Genomic DNA, 18,325 nt, shown 5'->3' with positions numbered 1-18,325 from the left:
CACAATTTTGTTAAAAATATTAAAATCGTTAAATTTATTTTTGTTTTTTCAGAAAAATTTAACGTTTATATTATAAATGATCATCTGAAAAACCTAAAGCTGATGAAGCGGCCATATTAGATGTGAAATATTTGTGAATGCAAGTGTCCTCTGTTCAACTGCCGTATCCTCAAGTTTGCTCCATATTCCTTTGGAATCCTCGTGAAATAAGCAATTTGTCACGAATAGGAAAACGGCTGTCAGCCATGTGACAGCCGTTGCTTTCTTAAAGCGGCTTCGCGTATATAATATAGCGCTGCGGCGCGTTTCCGATGTAAGAAAACGGATAACACGTCGTCAACACCAATTCCTCTTTTTTGTTTTGCAGCGTGATGATCGAAGTATCGTCTTGGTCAACGATTTTTGTTTTGATGATTTCGTATGCATAACGGCCATACGGCACTTCTATTTCCAGCCGGTCTCCGAGTTCAAGCTCTCCCGTTCTGCGAAAAACCGTGTCCCTGTGCCCGGAAAGAACGATTTGGCCGTTCTGCTTAGGATAGTAGCTGCCTTTATAATGGCCGACGCCTTTTTCTAAATCATCAGCACCCGTACCTTCCATGATCGGCAATTCGGCCTTTAATCTCGGAATGTATAAAATGCCGACAGCTTCTCCCATTGCAGGTTTGAACGATTCGGCAGACGATCCGTCAAGGGAGCCTCCCGCGGCGACCGCCTTTTTGGCATCTGTCAATGAATCTCCCGTTTGCCTGTTCGTGTCGTATATTTTCCAGCCGCCGTAAACGATAATCAATAAACCGGCTGCAATAAGCAGCAAAGAAAACACCTTCATTTTCATAGATTGGATGACCCCTTTTTCCGCATATAAACGATTATACCGGAGAAAAGAAGCACAATTCCCAAAAACAACGGCCTGTACAGATTCGCGGCGGTTTCCGGAAGGAAATGCCGGTTTTGTTCGTCATCGCTTCTTTTCCCCGGAAATATTCCGTCCGAACGTTCTGCTGTATGGGTACCTTGAGTAGCGCTAATATCGTCTCCGCCCCGCCCGGGCAAAAATCCTTTTGCGCCTTTAGGCGAGCCCGGCAAAGAGCCGCCTGCATCATCAGGTTTTTCATCTTCTCCGGGCAAGGGATCGTTCGGAGCATCATCAGGCGGTTCACTGCCGCCGTTTCCCGGTTTCTCTCCCGTACCTCCGTCGGCCCCGAGCTTTTTAATTCTTCCTTCAGAAGTATATGATATCGGTTCTTTAAAGCTTTTGATAAATTGCACCGTTGCCTCAATATCTTCAGGCCCTGTCACCGGGTTTTTTCCGAGGCGGGAAATCGGCTGATATTTGCTGCCTGATGCAGATGCCATAAAATGATTGACGGTCACCGTATAGGTCCGATCTTTGTCAATCGGTGAGCCGTCCTCTATGAGGATTTCGACCGTTTTGTTTGTTTTTGGATCCCAGGTGTATGTAAAGCCGCTGATACTGTAGTCAGGACCGTATACCGGAGAAATTTGCGCATCGATGATGTCGTACAAATCCCTTCCTTTAATCTCAAGCTGGACAAGGACGTTTCCGAATGGCTGGATATTGAAAGCATCTCCCCATGTAATCGGGCCTTTTTTTAAGTCCTGGCGGATTCCGCCGCCGTTCATTAAGGCAAAGTCAGAGTTCATCGCGTGCTTCATTCCATCGGCGATTAAATTTCCGAGCGGGGTATCCCCGTCGTTTGAATAGCCGCCGGCCATGTCATGAGCCGCCTCACCGATTTTTTCTCCGATGATTGGGCCGACCATCTGCTCATATTTTTTTAATATGCCGGCGGCAGCCGGATCGGGGTTGATCGTTTTCTGGTTGACGTATTCGACTTCCGCCTTTTTTCGGACGATATCCTTCGTGTCCTTGTCGATTTCCAGGTCAACCACACCAATCGCTTTGCCGTATTCTGAGGCTTGAACGATTAAAGCCCCGCCTGCCTCGCCGTTTACTTCTTCATGATTATGCCCGGCAAAAATCACATCTACTTCAGGATCCACCTTTTTTGCAAGCTCGGCCGACTCACCCGTTACACCGGTGCCATGTTGCGAAGCCGGCATATGAGCAAGCACGGCGATTGAGCGGACGCCTTTTTGCTTCAATTTACTAACGGCCTGATTGACAGCTTTTGTCTCATCGGTGAATTCGATGTCCTTGATTCCGTCAGGCATGACCATATCGGCGGCAGACCTTGTAACCACGCCGATGAAAGCAACCGGAACGCCCTCCACGTCAAAAATCTCATACGGAGGCAAAAAGGCGGCACCGCTGTTTTTCAGCTTGCAGTTGGCGCAGACGAGCGGAAAATTCTGCCCGTCGTAGCCTTTCGTCCCTTTGCCTTCCGGATGCTCTCCGCCGTGCAGGATTCGAAGAAGCTCGTCTGTCCCTTCGTCAAATTCGTGGTTTCCGACCGTACCGACATCAAAGCCGATTTCCTCCATGAGTTCGACCGTCGGTTCGTCTTGAAGCAAAGAAGATACAGGCGAGCTTCCGCCAATCATATCTCCCGCATGAACGAGGAGCACGTTTTTCCGCTCGGCTTTTCGCTCTTTTATTAAAGCGGCGGCATAGTCCATTCTGCCGAAGGTTCCGTCCGTTTGTCCGTCACCGTTAAGATCAAGCTTATACTGCTGATCGATTTTGCCGTGCAGGTCGTTCATACTTAAAAGGCGCAAAGAGATATTTCCGCTGTTTTCCTTTTTCGAATAGCCGGCCCTTTCCGCTTCCTCTGAAGATGCGAAGAAGATTCGTCTTTCAACCGGAACCTCGCGCCATTTGTCAGGCGCCACATACGTTTTGTCCTCCGAGTCGCCGACATACCTCGTCAGCCCTTTCTCCTGCTCTCTTGCACGGAATTCAAACGGCAGTTCAAGAAGCGGGTCATCTGGGTCCCACATGCCAAGCCGCTCGTCTTTCGCTTGTTTGACCGCCTGTTGGAACAGCTCGTAGTCCGTTCCGCTGCTGACAGGCCAAATAAAATATGTCACAGCCAGCCCTTTTTTGACGAGTTCCAAATTCGTGTTTACGCCATCCTCTGTCATGACCTGGGCGAGCAGCCTGCCGTAGCTGTCCTTCGCTTCTTTGCCGACTTTTACGGTTACCTTGTCTCCGCTTGACAACATCGACTGCAAGTATTGTTTCGCACGGTTTCCGTGTTTCAGCTGGTTTTCATCCAGCTCGTTTTTTGGTGTATGATACGTTTCAGGCGTATCCATATTCACAAATCGCACCTTTGTCGTCCCGAGCACCGGTTCCTTTAAGTGGATCGTATCCCCGTCAACGACGCGGTCCACAACGCCTTCATACTCGCCTTCCGAAACGGGAGGCGGATTGTCGATCCCGTCCAGCTTTTTGATGTCCTCCCGCTTTCTCGGCAGCAGCTGAAGCGTATTATAACGGCTTAAAATCCCAGTAACCTCGAACCATTTGCCTTGTTCAATCACGTGAGCGGCGTTCGTGTCTTCCATTACCCGGAGCGTCAGCGGGTTGTAGCTTGCATCGATCATCGTGATGTTGTAGCCTCCCCCCGCCGGGGAGTCAGGCTTTGTTTCAATAAATCCTTTTATTTTCACGAGGCGCCCTTCATATTGATCCGCGATTTCTGCGCGTTTCAGTTCTTCTATGGTCAATAAGAACGGATTCGGCAGGGTCGCACCTTCACCTGTTACCTCGATTCCGCCGGAGGCGGGAATGATTTCTGTCAGCCCTTTATATGACGCGACTTTTCCAGTGACCGTAACGTTCATCCCTTCCTTCAGCTCCGGAAAATCAGCTTGGGAAGCAGAAAAAATGTTGATTCCCCCCGTATCGTCCTGCATGTAGGTTGACAGTTTCCCGCCGCCTATCGCAGACTGGTTCGCCGTGACGGTCCCTTTGATTGTAACGGTTTCATTCATACGCTTGCGTGCTTCCGATATCGTTACGTCCGGGCGGGGAGGTTCTCCGCTGCCCTCCGTCAGCTTGATGGATTGAACAGATTTTAAACCCGGGGAATGAAAATATGAGGAACGTTCTCCTTTGACGATCAGTTTTTTTCCGATAAGGTGCGGATTCGTTTTTAAGCCGAATTGGCTTCTGAATGCTGCGGGAATTTGAACGGGAAGTATGTTCTCAGGCGTTGTTTCATCTTTTTGATCAGCGATTGCCATGTTGTAATCATTCTCAAATGGGCCGGTGAATCTGTAGCTTCCTTTCGAAACGGTGTGGCCGACGATATACCCTTCAACAAGAGCGCTCCCCGAGTTATTGCCGATCGCTTCCCTTACCGTTATCGGCTGCTCCTCTCCTTGAGACACTTGTGTATACGGCGCGAGGAACGATGACGCCATAAACATTGCGATGACCGCCAAAAGCGCAAAACGCTTCTTTAACATTTTGACCATATATTCGCCCCCTTTTTGTTGCTTCCTGTCAAATGTACCTGATGTTTATAAAATCCATATAAGGATTTTGTAAACATTTAAAAAAAGAATGAGAACAGGGCTGACCTTATTCTCATTCTTTAGCCGGAAGCTTCAATGTCACCTTGGTTCCCTTGCCTTCTTCACTTTCAAAATGAATGCTTCCCCCGTGATTTTCGATGATTTTAAACGTAACCATGAGCCCGAGGCCCGTACCTTTTTCTTTGGTCGTGTAAAAAGGCTCGCCGAGCTTTTCGAGCGCTTCTTTCGAAATGCCTTTGCCTCGATCTTCAAAGGATATGAAGACGCTGTCTTTTCCCCTGTATGAGCGGATGGAAATCACTCCTTCGGCATGTTCCATCGCTTCGATCGCGTTTTTAAGAATGTTAAGAAACACCTGTTTCAGCTCATTTGAGACTGCGAGAATCTCAGGAAGTTCCTCGCTCAGCTCCTTCTCGATCCGTACATTGTTCAAAACGGCTTGCGATTCCAAAATCATGCAGACATCGTTGAGGAGCGTGTTCACCTGGACCTGATCAAATGTCGCCGATTTTGTTTTCGCCAATACGAGAAACTCGTTGATGATCGACTCAAGCCTGATAAATTCCGACATCATCACTTCGGCGTATTCCTTCTCGTATGTTTTCGTCTGAATCATCAATTGGAGGAATCCTCTCAGCGATGTAAGAGGGTTGCGGATTTCATGGGCAATGCCTGCTGCAAGCTGTCCGATGGCTGAAAGCATTTCCGATTTGATCAGCATTTTTTCCGATTGCTTCTCATTTGTGATATCTTCGGAAATCTGTAGAACCTGCTGCACATTCCCCATCCTGTCTTCCACGGGAACGAGCGAGACCTGCTCCCACCTGTCGCGGCCTTTCTCATCTTGATAATGAATTTCGCCGGTCCAGGGCTGCTTTTCAGCGGCCAGTTTCCAACGGGCAGAAAGTTCATCACACATAAAATGATGTTCGTACAAAGCTAAAACGTGTTTGCCGATGATCTCGCACTGTTCTTTATCGATCAGCTGACAAAACCGTTTATTCGCATATTGGACGGTTCCGTCGACAGAAGCGATCAAAATATTGGCCGGGCTTTGTTCAATCGCCTGAGCGCTGATATGCAGCGCCTCATTCGTCGCTTTCAGCTCGGTAATATCGGAAAACGTCATCACGATCCCCTCCGCTTTTTCGCCCGAATAGGAAGGGATCATTTTGACGGCGTACCAGTCACCGTTCCCCGCTTTTATTTCCTTTTGAATCGTTTTTTTCTCAACCAGCGTCCTTTTTAAGTCTTCCGTATAATCGGCATATTCTTTGAGATCGCCTATCGGTCTGCCCGTGTCACTCTGCTTCAATTGAAGCATCTTTGCCGCTTCAGGAGTGAACCATTTCACGTTCAAATTCCCGTCCAAAAAAAGCGCGGCTATGTTCGTGTTGATCAGCAGATGGTCCAAATGGTCATTGAGGGAAGACAGCTCTTCAATTTTCCTTTCAAATGTCTGATTGATCGTGATCAATTCCCTGTTTGCGGTCATAAGCTTTTGATTGGCGGCGGTCAATGCTTCATTAGAAGCCTCAAGATCCTTTATCATCCGGTACAAATGCCGAATGTCGGGATGGGTCTGGTCTTCGTCATCTTCAATAGGCGGCTGCTTGTTTGTCCCCGTTTTTTCTTCTTTCATAAACAGCACGTAAAGCGTATGGTATTGGCGGGGGAAACGCTTCAGCTTCAAGGTGACGAAAGAAAGCTTTCCGTTCAAATAAACCGGAGCGTGATTGAACTCGACTTCCCTTTTTTCTTTTCTTGCCTTTTGCAAAGCTGCGCTGACCGGAACGGAGAGACCGGCGGGAAAAACGCGGCTGCTGTTTCCTTTTGAACATTTTAAAAATTGATCTGCACTGACCGAAGACGCCACGATTTCTCCCCTGTCATTGAGGATCAGGCACGGATTTACATACTGATCGATCAATGACAGATAGATATCATCCAGTTTGTGGAATTCACTTAGCTCATGGATTTTTTTATATACGTCCGTTTGCACCTTTGAATACACAGTTTCAGCATCAGAAAATAAACCTGATCGTTTTCCGATTGTTTCACTTGAGCCCAGCATATAAAATCCTCCTTTTCTAAGCGCAATATAAAAAAGGAACAAACCTTTTTTTCTCAAGAATCATGATGAAAATAAATGCTTCGGCAGCTGATACGTTTTTTCCGGAGGGAGAATCCTTACAGATGAACGCGGAGAGGCGGTAAGGGATGTTAGAGAGTACACTTCCTTTCATTTCAAAAAGCTTTCATGACGAAAAACCGGCCGGTTTCGTAAGTTCCGAAATTCCGGCGGGCCCTCTGATTTGGGCACAATCATGTTTTACTTTCGCCGGCCTTTCGCCCATAACAGACGGGGGATCTGACAAGATTCGGAGACCGCCATTGTTCGCGGGCTAAACCCTAAGGAGGATTCAGCTATGAACCCCTTTTAATTTGTTCTTCTGAACTACTCTATTCGACGGTTCGTACAAAATCCCTTTAAATCCATTCCAGCGAATACTCCTTTTTTGAATAAAAATGCAGGTTCAGACAAAAAATAACACCTGTACTAAATTGAAGGAGGATTCCACAATGAATCAGCAAAACCAGGATCAAATGCAAATCAACCAGGGCAACGAAGGAATGCAGCACATGAATCACGGGGGCCACGAGGTTTTTGACATGCACGAAGTGCTGTCTGGTATGATCGGCATCCTTGAGCAGTACATGATGTTCAGACAGCATGTCCAGGATCGTGAGCTGATGGACATTTTAGACAGACAGCATCAATTTATTATGTCACAGTACAACCTTACGGCGGAGTGCTTCCGGACGGGACAAAAGCCTAGCCAGGAAACCGCTACTTATATGATGAAAGAGAATCGTCAATTCGTATACGGCTTAAAGGAAACCCAGCCGAAAAAGCCGAAGATGTCCCCTCAGCAAATTGATGATGCGTGCATCAGCAGTTTCATGCTCGGCTTGCTTAAATCGGGCACTTCAGCTTTGGCGATGGCTGCTCCGGAAGTGACAAACCCGGTTTGCAGAAGGGTGCTGGCGGACCAAATTCCTCACTATATTGAAATGGCCTACGAAATTTTTGTTTATCAAAACAAGCACGGCTATTATCAGGTTCCGCAGCTCGCTCCTCAGGACATGCAAAAAATGCTATCCCTTTACGCCCCGGTCCAAGGCCAAATGCAGATGCCAACTAAAGGCGCAGGACAGCAGGGACCCATTCATTAACAAAGAAAACGGCATTGGAGCGCACAATGCCGTTTTTTCGTGATCATATTTTCGTTTAAACTCCTCTTCAAACTGTGATATATCCTCGCTGACGGCGGCTTTGAAGCCTTGTTCGAAAGTATGGCCCTCCGCCGTCTCTTTCATGATATCGAGGATAACGCTTTTGCCTTTTTTTCTGACAAGCTCATCAATCATGTAATAGCTCTGCAAATAAATGTCCGCTTCATCCTCCTCGCGCATTTTTTGCCATTGCCGGTCAGTCTTTAATTTGGCAAAGGGGACGACGGACGGCAGCGCCCGCACATATGCCGTATCATGGGCCGCAGCCCATTCGGCGACACCCTCATGAAACCAGAGCGGATAGTCCTCAGGCTCTGATCCGAGCTCCCTGAGCTTTTCATGAAAGGCATAATGAGTATATTCATGAATCAACACCCGCTCGTAAAGAAAAACGGCAAATCCTTCTCCTTTAAAAAGGCGCTCCCGTTCCTCAGGAAGCAGTCCGATTATTCGCGTTTCATCCGAATAAAAGCCTGTGATATTTGACAGCTTTGAAAATGCTTCGATTTCCTTTGGGCTTGAAAAAAAGACGAGATCAATCCCGTGTACACGCAGGTTTTGAAACAGCATCCGATTGAGATCTGCGGCATCGTTCAGCGTCTGTTTCGTCAGCTTCAGCAAAGGCTTTTCCCGTTCTGAATAATACATGTTGACTTGGCGAAAACGGGTCATCTCCTTCGACTTGAGCAATTCCTGCGTTTCCGGGCCGCCGGAAACGGGAATATCGCCTGCCTTGTCTTGATGAAAAACGGCCGCAAACAATATGCCCGCCGCCAATAGAACGAGGGCCGCTTTTACACGTTTCCCCACCTCTGCACCCCCACTTTAAGAGTGTGTCTCTTACTTTATGCAGGGAACTCTAAATGTGTGCTTTCGGCCAAAATAAAAAAGGCCGGCGATTTTTAAATCGTCTGCCTTTTTCAACCTGGTGTTATTTTTGCTCAGGGAACACCCTGCGGGTCATTTGGCCAAATTCATCAAACAAACCTTTAATTGGTTCGCCTTTTTGAATTCTTCTTCCATAATCGGTCATTCGGTCAACAAAGTCCGGATTAGCCGAAACATAAACGTTGTCAATGCTTTTATCTTTTGCTTTAACCTTATCGGAAATTTTGTTTTTCAGGCTTTCGCTGACTTTGCTTTGCTTATTTCCCGTCAAAACAACCGCCACATAAGCGTTGTTGTCTGTCACGATGACAGTCGCATTTTTAACTTCTTTCATGTCAGTGATTCTATCCGCAAGATCGTCAGCCACTCTCATATTGTTTCCATCGCGGTTATCATCATTTACATTGTTGACATCATTGACGTCTCTGACATTATTTCTATCTGCGACATTGTCCATCGGGGTACGGTCATTAGCATCGCGGTTATCCCTGTATGTTACGTTTCTAAAATTATCGTTGTTGCGGCCGTTCTCTCCTTGATTCGCCATTCCGCACCCGGTGACCAACATTAACGGGAGAAGAAAAGCGGCAATCGCGCTTATTTTCTTGTTAAACATGAAGAAAGTGCCTCCTTTAATGATTTATCTTTAGGTTTTTCTTTTTCGTGTTATTTATTCGTACAAAGCACGATTTTTATACCCGCAAATCTGTTATGATGATCTTTGAGGACATACAAAAATTGGAGGTGTTTTGAGAAGTGCAGCATAACGATGCATTGAAGAAGGCGAAACAAATATTTGACGTTTTGCGCATTACCGATTTTGCCGTCCATCCTGAGGAAACCCAGCTTGTCTTTGATACCAACCTCAACGGAAAATCAAACCTGTGGGCGATGGATCTTCCTCACCTCTATCCTTATCAGCTCACCTTTTTGAATCAGAATTCAAGCGGAATCGCCTACAGCAAAGACGGTTCAGAGCTCTTTGCCGGATTTGACAATGACGGAGATGAACAAAGCTGTTTATACCGCTTCCCATCTGAAGGCGGGGAGATGCGGCTTTTAAACGGAAATCAGCTCGACCGCCATTTTTCGCCGATCCCCGTAAAACATGCTGTTTATTATTCATCTGAAAGCGGCAACCGGACATTCTTGAATACATACAAGTACGATTTGCAGACAGGCGAAGAACGGCTCGTCTTTGCAGGAAAAGACGGTTCATCGCAGCTGGGTGATGTAAGTCCGGGCGAGAAAGCCGTCAGCATCCATGTGTCATATGTCAACAGCCATTCCGTCTGTATGGTTCAAACCGGGGACGGACACACGAAAGCGGTCGTTCCCGATGAAAAAAAGCCGCACATGGTGCATTCATCATATTTTCAATCAGATGACATACTATATGTGACAACGAATTACGATTCAGAGTTTTCCTATCTTGCGTCATACACCATCTCTACCAACACATTCACTCCGCTTCTTTTACTCGACAAAACAGAAATCACATCGATTTGTGCAGACCGGGAAGGAACAACCCTTTATGTCACCGGAAAAAAAGGCGTCCTAGATCTGCTGTATCAGTATGACACAACAACCGGAGAAAGCCGCGTCATCGATTGCCCGTGCACGTCGATCACCAAAGTCGTCTGCGTAAAATCCGGATCGCTTTACGTTCTCGGGTCAACCCCGACGAAGCCGGCTAACATTTTTATGAAGGCGAAAAACGAATCCGAATGGCAACAATTAACAAAACATCAAGTTCCCGGTTTTGCCGGAGATGAGCTCTCCTATCCGGAAATTGTCATATATCCGTCCTTTGACGGGCTGCCGATTGAAGGCTTGCTCTTTAAACCAGATTCAGAGGAGGCAAACGGCTATACCATCATTTGGCCGCACGGCGGACCGCAAGATTCTGAGCAATTCAGATTTTTCGATATCTTTCAAATTGCAGCCAAAATGGGCTACCAGGTTTTCGCGCCGAATTTCCGGGGCTCGGCGAACTACGGCCACACGTTTTATCAAATGGTAGAGCAGGATTGGGGGGAAGGACCGCGCCTCGATATGGTGTCAGGGATCGACTGGCTGATTGATAAGAAGCTCGCAGACAGGGACAAGCTGTTTTTGATGGGCGGCAGCTACGGCGGGTATATGGCTCTTCTTCTGCACGGGAGGCATCCCGAGTATTTCCGTGCCGTCGTCGATATTTTCGGTGTGAGCAACCTGTTTACGTTCGTCGAGTCGGTGCCTGACTTTTGGCGTCCCCTTATGGAAAAGTGGGTCGGGCATCCGGAGCGTGATCAGGAAAAAATGACTGCCGACTCACCGATCACCTACTTGGAGCAAATGACAAAGCCTATGCTGATCATTCAAGGAGCTAACGACCCCCGCGTCGTAAAGGAAGAATCCGATCAGATCGTAGATAAACTGAAGCGTTTGGGGAGGACGCCTGAATACATCGTCATGGAAAATGAGGGGCACGGTTTTTCAAAAAAGGAAAACAGAGTGATGGTGTTTACTGCGATTTTCAGCTTTTTTGAAAAACACCGGTTACGCGCAGCCGCCGGTACTTTAGAATAAAACGAAGACGTTAGGGGGATGGTATACATAAAAAGGAGGTAATCCCTTTGTTCAGAAGAAAAACAGGCATTCATCCGGCCGTTTTAGTTCTCGGATCTGCTGCGCTCACTCTCGCCTTTTCCCCGGAGCTTCGCAAGAGAGTCACCGGCATGTTTGCAGGCCGAATGGGCGGACAGCGTCAAAACAGCTCCGCGAAAAACATGATGATGAACCCGGCCGATTTCATTAAACAGGCATTCACTCAAGGAAACCAAATGCAAAGCAATCAGGGGAGCACCCAGAACCAGTACAGCACAGCAAGCAGCCAGGGAGCTTCCGGACAAATGGCGGAAAGTCACACAAACGCCGCATATCATCACGGACAGGCACAGAGCCATACGAACCATATGCATTAAAAAAACCCGCACACGCTTAAAAAGCGGTGCGGGCTCTTTTTTATACTTCAGCTTCGATGATGTTCGTTCGGTCTTGATACGTGTCTGTTTCAAGCTCCTTCGTCACTTTGCTTGTGATCAGACCGGACGTCATGCTGCCGCTGACGTTAAGGGCCGTACGTCCCATATCAATGAGCGGTTCGACCGATATCAATAAGCCTGCAAGAGCAACCGGCATATTTAAAGCAGACAGCACGAGAAGCGCCGCAAACGTTGCACCGCCACCGACACCGGCTACACCAAAGGAGCTGATCGCAACAACGGCAACAACGGTGACCAAAAATGACGGATCGAGCGGATTTTGTCCGATAGTCGGCGCGATCATAATCGCCAGCATTGCAGGATATATTCCCGCACAGCCGTTTTGACCGATCGACAGCCCGAATGATCCGGCAAAGTTCGCAATTCCTTCAGGAACCCCGAGGCTTCTTTGCGTTTTAATGTTCAAAGGCAAGGCCCCTGCGCTTGATCTTGACGTAAATGCAAAGATGAGGACAGGCAATACTTTTTTCAAGTACGTCACCGGATTCAGTCCGCTGAACGTAATCAGCAGCAAATGAATGATGAACATAACGATCAACGCCGCATAAGAAGCGATCACAAATTTACCGAGCTTGACGATGCTGTCGAGATCGCTTGTTGCGATCGTATTTGTCATAATCGCCAATACTCCGTAAGGCGTCAGCCTTAAAATCAGCGTGACGACACGCATGATGATCGCATAGACGGCATCAACCAGCTTTTTGAAGAGCTCGGCTTGTTCCGGCTGTTTTTTCTTGACGCCAAGGTATGCAATCCCGAGAATAGCGGCAAAAATAACGACTGCGATCGTTGATGTCGGTCTTGCTCCCGTAAAGTCTAAAAACGGATTGCCCGGCAGCAGCTCGACGACTTGCTGCGGAAGCGTTTTGGCTTCCATATCCTGAGATTTCTGCTCAAGCTCCGCGCCTCTTGAAGCTTCCGCGCTGCCGTGGTCCACCTGAACGGCCTGAAGATCGAAAGCGAGCGCTGATGCGATCCCCACCGCCGCAGCGACAGCGGTCGTTGCAATCAGAATCCCGATGATGAGACTGCTGATTTTTCCGATATTACTTGTCAGTTTAAGCTTTGTAAATGCCCCTAAGATCGAAATGAACACAAGCGGCATGACAACCATCTGCAAAAACTTGACATAGCCGCTGCCGGCTATATTAAACCAATCAGATGTCTGAGTGATCGTTTCTGAAGACGAACCGTATATAAAATGCAAAGCAAACCCAAAGACGATTCCAATTCCGAGCGCAGTAAACACCCTCTTCGAAAACGAAACGTGCTTTTTTTGCATGATATAGAGGAGCGCCATCAAGCAAAGCAGAATGAAAATATTTAAAATAACCAAAAATGCCATAAAACACATGCCCCCCAGAATTTTTTAACAATATAAAACTATAGTACAATAAACCTTATTGGTCAAGTAGGAATTAACGATATTCGCCATTCTCTCAAAAAGTTTATTCCCCGATTTTTTTTAGCGGTACAAATGTCGGAAGCTGGGCTCCGTTAAATTCTTTTTTGATGAATTCAGCCGTATCGTCAGACTGATAGAGCTTGACGATCTTTTTTAAGTCTTCGCGGTTTTTGTCTTCGGTTCTGGCCGCGATGATATTGATGTAAGGCGTTGCCGTTTCGTCTTCAAGCTCAATCGAGTCTTTGACGGGATTCAGTCCGGCATCAACGGCGATTCCGTTGTTGATGACAGAGGCGGCGACATCCTGGAGCACCCGCGGCGTTTGTTCTGCAGCCACTGTCGTGATCTGAAGCTTCTTAGGATTTTCCTTGATCACGTCAAGCGATCCGTTCCCGTCAAAGCCGTCCTTCAGCTTAATTAACCCCGCCTGCTGCAATAGGAGAAGCGCTCTTCCCATGTTTGTCGCTTCATTCGGCACAGCAATTTTTGCGCCGACCGGAATGTCTTTAACCGATTTGTAATGATCCGAATAAATGCCCATCGGCGCGATGATCGTCGTCCCGATCGGCGATAAATCAAGGTTGCGCTCTTTTTTAAATGAATTGAAATACGATATCGTCTGGAAGGCGTTTGCGTCGATGTCCCCGCTCGACAGGGCCATATTCGGCTGTACATAGTCCGAATATTTGACGATTTCGATTTTTAAGCCTTCCTTTTCGGCTTTTTTCTTTACAAAATCCCACACCCTCGTATCCGTTCCGCTGACACCGATTTTAATCGACCCGCTTTCGGAATTTGAACAGCCTGCAAACACGCTTAAGATGAAAAGAACAATCGTGATGAAAGCAAATTTTTTCATAGCTGGTTACCTCTCTTTTTATCGTCTTCTTATTTTTTTGCTTAGCACATTACCGGATGACTGCAATCCCTGGACAACGATGACCAGAATCGCAACCGTCACGATCATCGTCACAGTATCAAATCTCTGATAGCCGTATGTAATCGCCAAATCTCCCAGTCCTCCGGCGCCTATCGCACCTGCCATCGCCGAAGCGCCGACCAGGCCGACTGTCGCTACCGTAAAGCTTAGCACTAAAGAACCGAGCGCTTCGGGAATCAAAAACCTGAAAATGATCTGCCGCGGAGTCGCCCCCATTGCTTCAGCCGCTTCAATCACCCCCGGATCGACTTCCAAAAGCGAATTTTCAACAAGCCTTGCGATATATGGCCCTGCATAAAACGTAAGCGGAACAACCGCGGCCCACGTGCCGATCGACGTCCCCACAATCAGCCGTGTCAGCGGTATAAGGGCAACCATCAAAATGATAAACGGAACAGACCGGAAAATGTTGATGATAACATTGACAACCGTAAACAGTGCCGTATTTTCGAGAAGGTGCCCCTTTCTCGTGACCACGAGGAGAATCCCGAGCGGAACGCCGATCACGCTTGAAAACAAAAGCGAAAACACCGTCATTTGAATCGTTTCGATCAAGGCATCAATGATTTGGTCATATGTTACAAGCATGTCACTTTACCTCCTTAACTTGAATGTTTGCTTGCCTGATAAAATCGAGCGCCTTGGCAATTTCTTCGTCTTGGCCCGCGAGTTCGACCGTAATGCTTCCAAACGGAATTCCCTGCAGCTCTGTTATCGTGCCGTGAAGAATATTGACGTCCACGTCAAAGCGTTTTGATACTTGGGAGAGAAACGGCCTTCCTGACGATTCCCCGACAAATTGAAATCGGTAAAGGTGCTTGATATTCAATGTTTTGATCGATTCCGGAAGTTCAAAATCGATCTCCGAACGGATAAAGTTTTTCGCCGTTTCGGTTTTTGGGGCGGAAAAGACGTCAAACACGCTGCCCGATTCGATGATTTTCCCTTTTTCGATCACCGCGACTTTGTCGCAGATTTCCCTTGCGACATTCATTTCGTGGGTAATTAAAAGAATCGTAATATTATATTGTTCATTGACTTGCTTTAACAGCTTGAGAATATCGCTCGTCGTCTGCGGATCAAGGGCTGATGTCGCTTCATCGCAAAGCAGAACCTCCGGGTTTGTCGCAAGCGCGCGCGCAATGCCGACGCGCTGTTTTTGCCCCCCTGAAAGCTGATCCGGATAGGCGTCAGCCTTATCCTCAAGACCGACAAAGCGGAGCAGCTCCGTCACCTTTTTCTTGATTTTGGCTTTCGGTGTTTTGACGAGCGTGAGCGGAGCCGCCACATTCGCAAAAATCGTCTTCGAATTTAATAGATTAAAATGCTGAAAAACCATTCCGATTTTCCGTTTAACCGAGCGGATTTCGTTTTTTGGCAAGGACGTCAAGTCCCGTCCGCCGACGAAAACCTTTCCCGCCGTCGGTTTTTCAAGAAAATTGACGCAGCGGATCAGCGTACTTTTTCCCGCTCCGCTAAATCCGATGACCCCGTAGATGTCCCCTTTTTCGACATGAAGGTCAATGCCGTCAAGCGCCCGGATTTTCTGCCCGTTTCTGTCATAGACCTTTTCCACGCCCTCGAATGTAATCATGTTGATCCCTCCGCTGTTTTTTGGATAACAAAAAAGGCTTCCTCTTAGAAAATAAGAAGAAGCCTTTAGACTCATTAGCAATAAAGAGTGCATCCGACCTTCTTATCTTCCAAGCCTTTTTCGGCTTGTTGGAGTTGGCACAGTATTCTGCATCATGCAGAACCCGCTGCCGAGGCTTCATAGGGCCAATTCCCTCCGCCTCTCTTAATAAGAAGTAATGAAAGTGTGAAGTTTTACCTAACTTTACAGCTTCTTCGGAATGTTGTCAATCGCATTTTTAACATTTTCGGGCTCATATGCGCTTCAAAAAAAGCCCAATTTCCGGCGCTGAGAGCGGCTTTTTACTTTTTTAAAAAAATTGCGTTCAAACAGTTGTAATTTCCCTTAAACACTGGTAAAGTAAAGGTAATTATTTTTGTTCGAACTATCTTTAAGAAGAAAGTTTTGTAAGAGTTTTCGTCTTGGAAGTTTGTTTCAGAGCAAGAATAGTGAATTTAAGCGTTATCGCTTTAGGAGGAAATTTCATGCTAGAAGGTAAAGTAAAATGGTTTAACTCTGAAAAAGGTTTCGGATTCATCGAAGTTGAAGGACAAGACGATGTATTCGTTCACTTCTCTGCTATTCAAGGCGAAGGCTTCAAAACTTTGGAAGAAGGCCAATCCGTAACTTTCGAAATCGTTGAAGGAAACCGCGGACCACAAGCTTCTAACGTAGTAAAAGCGTAATAAGCTTTTCTTCGGGACTGCTGACTTTGTCAGCAGTCTTTTTATTTTTATAAAAAAGCACGGCGCCTAAACGGTGCCGTGCTTTTTCTGCTTATGAAGCGATGTCCCTTTTTGTAAACACGCCGAATGCAAGCACTTGAAAAATGATAAAATAGACCGCCAAGACTGAAATCGAGAACCCCATCGTCATGCCTGACACAAGTGGCGTTCCGTCGACATACTGCGTTAAATCAGTGTTGGCAAATAAAATGTATTTCGCCCAGTCGAATTTCATCGCAATAAGATTGGTTACCGTGCCGCCCATGACGAGCAGAAAGATCGATATCCCGACGGCCAGCGAGCTGTTTCTGAATACCGCCGAAATCATAAATGCCATCGTCGACATCATCAAGAGAGAAATCGAATGAAGCAGATAGCTCCCGGCCAGGTGCAAGATCAGGCTTTGTTCTTTAACATTTCCATTTGCATATGCCAAATGGACCTGGCTCCCGTCTCCCGCTCCGAACAAAACGAGACCCGTAATACCTGCGCTTGCAAACAAAATCGCAATCAAGGCCAACGCCAAAAGCAAAACGGTAATGTATTTGGATAACAGAATCTTAAAGCGGCTGATCGGCCGAATGACGAGCAGCTTCACCGTTCCCCAGCTGAATTCGTTTGCGACGATTCCCGCCGCAACCGTAATCACAAACAACCCGATCAAAGAAATCATATCCCCGGCATCACTAATGAACGACATTGCCGAATACGTCCCGTCTTCCGGCGGCAAATCGTGTTTAATTCGATATTCATTAATGGCAATCGACTCTTTATAGTTGTTTTCAAGCGTCGGGCTATTGACACTTTTCAGCTCTTTCTTCATATCGGCATTTTCCTGAGCCAGTTCCTTTTTCCAGTGCGTACTCGGGTCTGTTTCTCCGATCGTCTTGGTTAGAATGCCCATCCCGATAACGACGATCAGCAGGATTCCGATCATGACATAGGTTCCTTTGCGGTTGAAAATTTTGATCCATTCGTTCCAAATCAGATTAAGCAAGCTTTGTCCCCTCCCGTTCCTCGGTGATTTCCAGGAATCTGTCTTCCAACGATTTGGTGACGGCTTTCGCTTCATATAAACGGACGCCGTTGTCGGTCAGATGTTTAATAAGTTCAGGCACTTCTTCTTTTAAAAGGCTGAGTTCGATTCCGTCCTTCACTTGTTCAATGCTCCGCTCTCCAAAAGCTGACGCATGACGAAGCAGCGCATCTCTGTCATCGGCCTGAAGAAAGTACCGCTTCTTCTCATCTGCAGCAGGTTCATGGACATGTTGAATATCGCGGAGCGTTCCGTTTTGGATAATCGCAATTCTGTCGCACATGATTTCCATCTCTGACAGGAGGTGGCTTGACACGATGACGGCCAGGCCCTTTTCCTTTGTCAGCCTTCTTAAATAATCGCGGATTTCCCTGATTCCGGCCGGATCAAGGCCGTTTGTAGGCTCATCAAGGATAAGCAGCTTCGGATCGTGCAGAAGGCTTTGGGCAAGACCGAGCCTTTGCCTCATTCCGAGCGAATACGTTTTCACCTTATCGTGAATCCGGCTCTTCAAGCCGACAAGCTCAATGACTTCATCGATTTTGCTTTTCGTTACCCCTTTTGACATGCGCGCGTATTGCTGAAGGTTTTGGTAGCCCGTTAAAAATTTATACAGTTCAGGGTTTTCGACAATCGCCCCGATATGCCGGGCGGCTTTTTCAAAGTTCTCTTTTACGTTGACGCCGCATACGATAATGTCGCCCGATGATATGCCCATATGGCCGACGATCATCCTGATCGTCGTCGTCTTTCCCGCGCCGTTCGGGCCCAGAAAGCCGAATACCTCTCCGGCGCGCACATCAAAGCTCAAGCCGTCGATAATTTTCTTTCCTCTGATCGTTTTTGAAACGTTTTTTAACTGAAGCAGCGTTTCCACTGATTTC

Annotated in this window: 15 protein-coding genes and 1 riboswitch; of the genes, 4 read left to right on the top strand and 11 right to left on the bottom strand. The window is 47.1% G+C overall.

All coding sequences use genetic code 11. From position 1 onward, the window contains the following. Positions 1 to 265: 265 nt before the first annotated feature. The 3 genes from NSQ39_RS21000 to NSQ39_RS20990 all read right to left on the bottom strand — a co-directional run bounded on the left by NSQ39_RS21000 (position 266) and on the right by NSQ39_RS20990 (position 6,544). Positions 266 to 838 carry a class D sortase gene (locus NSQ39_RS21000; RefSeq protein ID WP_175076715.1) on the bottom strand — a complete coding sequence of 191 codons (573 nt, stop codon included), beginning with the start codon at positions 836 to 838 and terminating at the stop codon, positions 266 to 268. After that, positions 835 to 4,410 carry a 5'-nucleotidase C-terminal domain-containing protein gene (locus NSQ39_RS20995; RefSeq protein ID WP_341017293.1) on the bottom strand — a complete coding sequence of 1,192 codons (3,576 nt, stop codon included), beginning with the start codon at positions 4,408 to 4,410 and terminating at the stop codon, positions 835 to 837. The genes NSQ39_RS21000 and NSQ39_RS20995 overlap by 4 nt, the downstream gene beginning before the upstream one ends. Positions 4,411 to 4,522: 112 nt before the next feature. Then, the gene (locus tag NSQ39_RS20990) at positions 4,523 to 6,544 is read right to left on the bottom strand and encodes an ATP-binding protein (protein WP_175076717.1); all 2,022 of its coding nucleotides are present in this window, start codon (positions 6,542 to 6,544) and stop codon (positions 4,523 to 4,525) included. 509 nt (positions 6,545 to 7,053) lie between these two features. On the opposite strand from NSQ39_RS20990, the gene NSQ39_RS20985 reads away from it, so the two are divergent. Continuing rightward, positions 7,054 to 7,707 carry a spore coat protein gene (locus NSQ39_RS20985; protein WP_175076718.1) on the top strand — a complete coding sequence of 218 codons (654 nt, stop codon included), beginning with the start codon at positions 7,054 to 7,056 and terminating at the stop codon, positions 7,705 to 7,707. Here the strand turns inward: NSQ39_RS20985 and NSQ39_RS20980 are convergent. Both NSQ39_RS20980 and NSQ39_RS20975 read right to left on the bottom strand, forming a co-directional pair. Continuing rightward, complete coding sequence (locus tag NSQ39_RS20980; protein WP_309245934.1) at positions 7,630 to 8,577, bottom strand: peptidase MA family metallohydrolase; 948 nt, start codon at positions 8,575 to 8,577, stop codon at positions 7,630 to 7,632. The two genes, NSQ39_RS20985 and NSQ39_RS20980, sit on opposite strands and share 78 nt — an antisense overlap. Positions 8,578 to 8,698: 121 nt before the next feature. Then, positions 8,699 to 9,271 (bottom strand): YhcN/YlaJ family sporulation lipoprotein, encoded by a 573-nt coding sequence (locus tag NSQ39_RS20975; RefSeq protein ID WP_175076719.1) that lies wholly within the window; start codon positions 9,269 to 9,271, stop codon positions 8,699 to 8,701. 140 nt (positions 9,272 to 9,411) lie between these two features. On the opposite strand from NSQ39_RS20975, the gene NSQ39_RS20970 reads away from it, so the two are divergent. Both NSQ39_RS20970 and NSQ39_RS20965 read left to right on the top strand, forming a co-directional pair. Further along, the gene (locus tag NSQ39_RS20970; RefSeq protein WP_336885365.1) at positions 9,412 to 11,226 is read left to right on the top strand and encodes a S9 family peptidase; all 1,815 of its coding nucleotides are present in this window, start codon (positions 9,412 to 9,414) and stop codon (positions 11,224 to 11,226) included. A gap of 47 nt (positions 11,227 to 11,273) precedes the next feature. Further along, positions 11,274 to 11,621, top strand: a complete 348-nt coding sequence (locus NSQ39_RS20965; protein WP_236809805.1) for a hypothetical protein — start codon at positions 11,274 to 11,276, stop codon at positions 11,619 to 11,621. A gap of 40 nt (positions 11,622 to 11,661) precedes the next feature. On the opposite strand, the gene NSQ39_RS20960 is transcribed toward NSQ39_RS20965, so the two are convergent. The 4 genes from NSQ39_RS20960 to NSQ39_RS20945 all read right to left on the bottom strand — a co-directional run bounded on the left by NSQ39_RS20960 (position 11,662) and on the right by NSQ39_RS20945 (position 15,641). After that, a complete protein-coding gene (locus tag NSQ39_RS20960) occupies positions 11,662 to 13,047 on the bottom strand; it encodes an L-cystine transporter (protein WP_175076720.1) in 1,386 nt (461 codons plus the stop codon). 103 nt (positions 13,048 to 13,150) lie between these two features. Then, entirely contained in the window at positions 13,151 to 13,966 is an 816-nt protein-coding gene (locus NSQ39_RS20955; RefSeq protein ID WP_175076721.1) for a MetQ/NlpA family ABC transporter substrate-binding protein, read from the bottom strand. A gap of 18 nt (positions 13,967 to 13,984) precedes the next feature. Beyond that, positions 13,985 to 14,635 (bottom strand): methionine ABC transporter permease, encoded by a 651-nt coding sequence (locus NSQ39_RS20950; RefSeq protein ID WP_046132991.1) that lies wholly within the window; start codon positions 14,633 to 14,635, stop codon positions 13,985 to 13,987. A gap of 1 nt (position 14,636) precedes the next feature. Continuing rightward, the gene (locus NSQ39_RS20945) at positions 14,637 to 15,641 is read right to left on the bottom strand and encodes a methionine ABC transporter ATP-binding protein (RefSeq protein WP_046132990.1); all 1,005 of its coding nucleotides are present in this window, start codon (positions 15,639 to 15,641) and stop codon (positions 14,637 to 14,639) included. Between the two features lie 99 nt (positions 15,642 to 15,740). Beyond that, positions 15,741 to 15,855: riboswitch (SAM riboswitch) on the bottom strand. Positions 15,856 to 16,165: 310 nt separating this feature from the next. Between NSQ39_RS20945 and cspD the strand changes: the two genes are divergently transcribed. Further along, on the top strand, positions 16,166 to 16,366 hold the full coding sequence (gene cspD / locus NSQ39_RS20940) for a cold-shock protein CspD (protein ID WP_046132989.1): 201 nt from the start codon (positions 16,166 to 16,168) through the stop codon (positions 16,364 to 16,366). 91 nt (positions 16,367 to 16,457) lie between these two features. On the opposite strand, the gene NSQ39_RS20935 is transcribed toward cspD, so the two are convergent. Then, entirely contained in the window at positions 16,458 to 17,402 is a 945-nt protein-coding gene (locus NSQ39_RS20935; protein WP_175076722.1) for an ABC transporter permease, read from the bottom strand. Then, entirely contained in the window at positions 17,395 to 18,318 is a 924-nt protein-coding gene (locus NSQ39_RS20930; RefSeq protein WP_046132987.1) for an ABC transporter ATP-binding protein, read from the bottom strand. Before NSQ39_RS20930 ends, NSQ39_RS20935 begins: the two co-directional genes overlap by 8 nt. Positions 18,319 to 18,325 lie beyond the last annotated feature (7 nt).

Source organism: Bacillus sp. FSL W8-0848 (assembly GCF_038007805.1).
GTDB lineage: Bacteria > Bacillota > Bacilli > Bacillales > Bacillaceae > Bacillus > Bacillus glycinifermentans.
The sequence above is the reverse complement of the archived record's forward strand: the minus strand, read 5'-3'. Positions and strand labels throughout refer to the sequence as shown.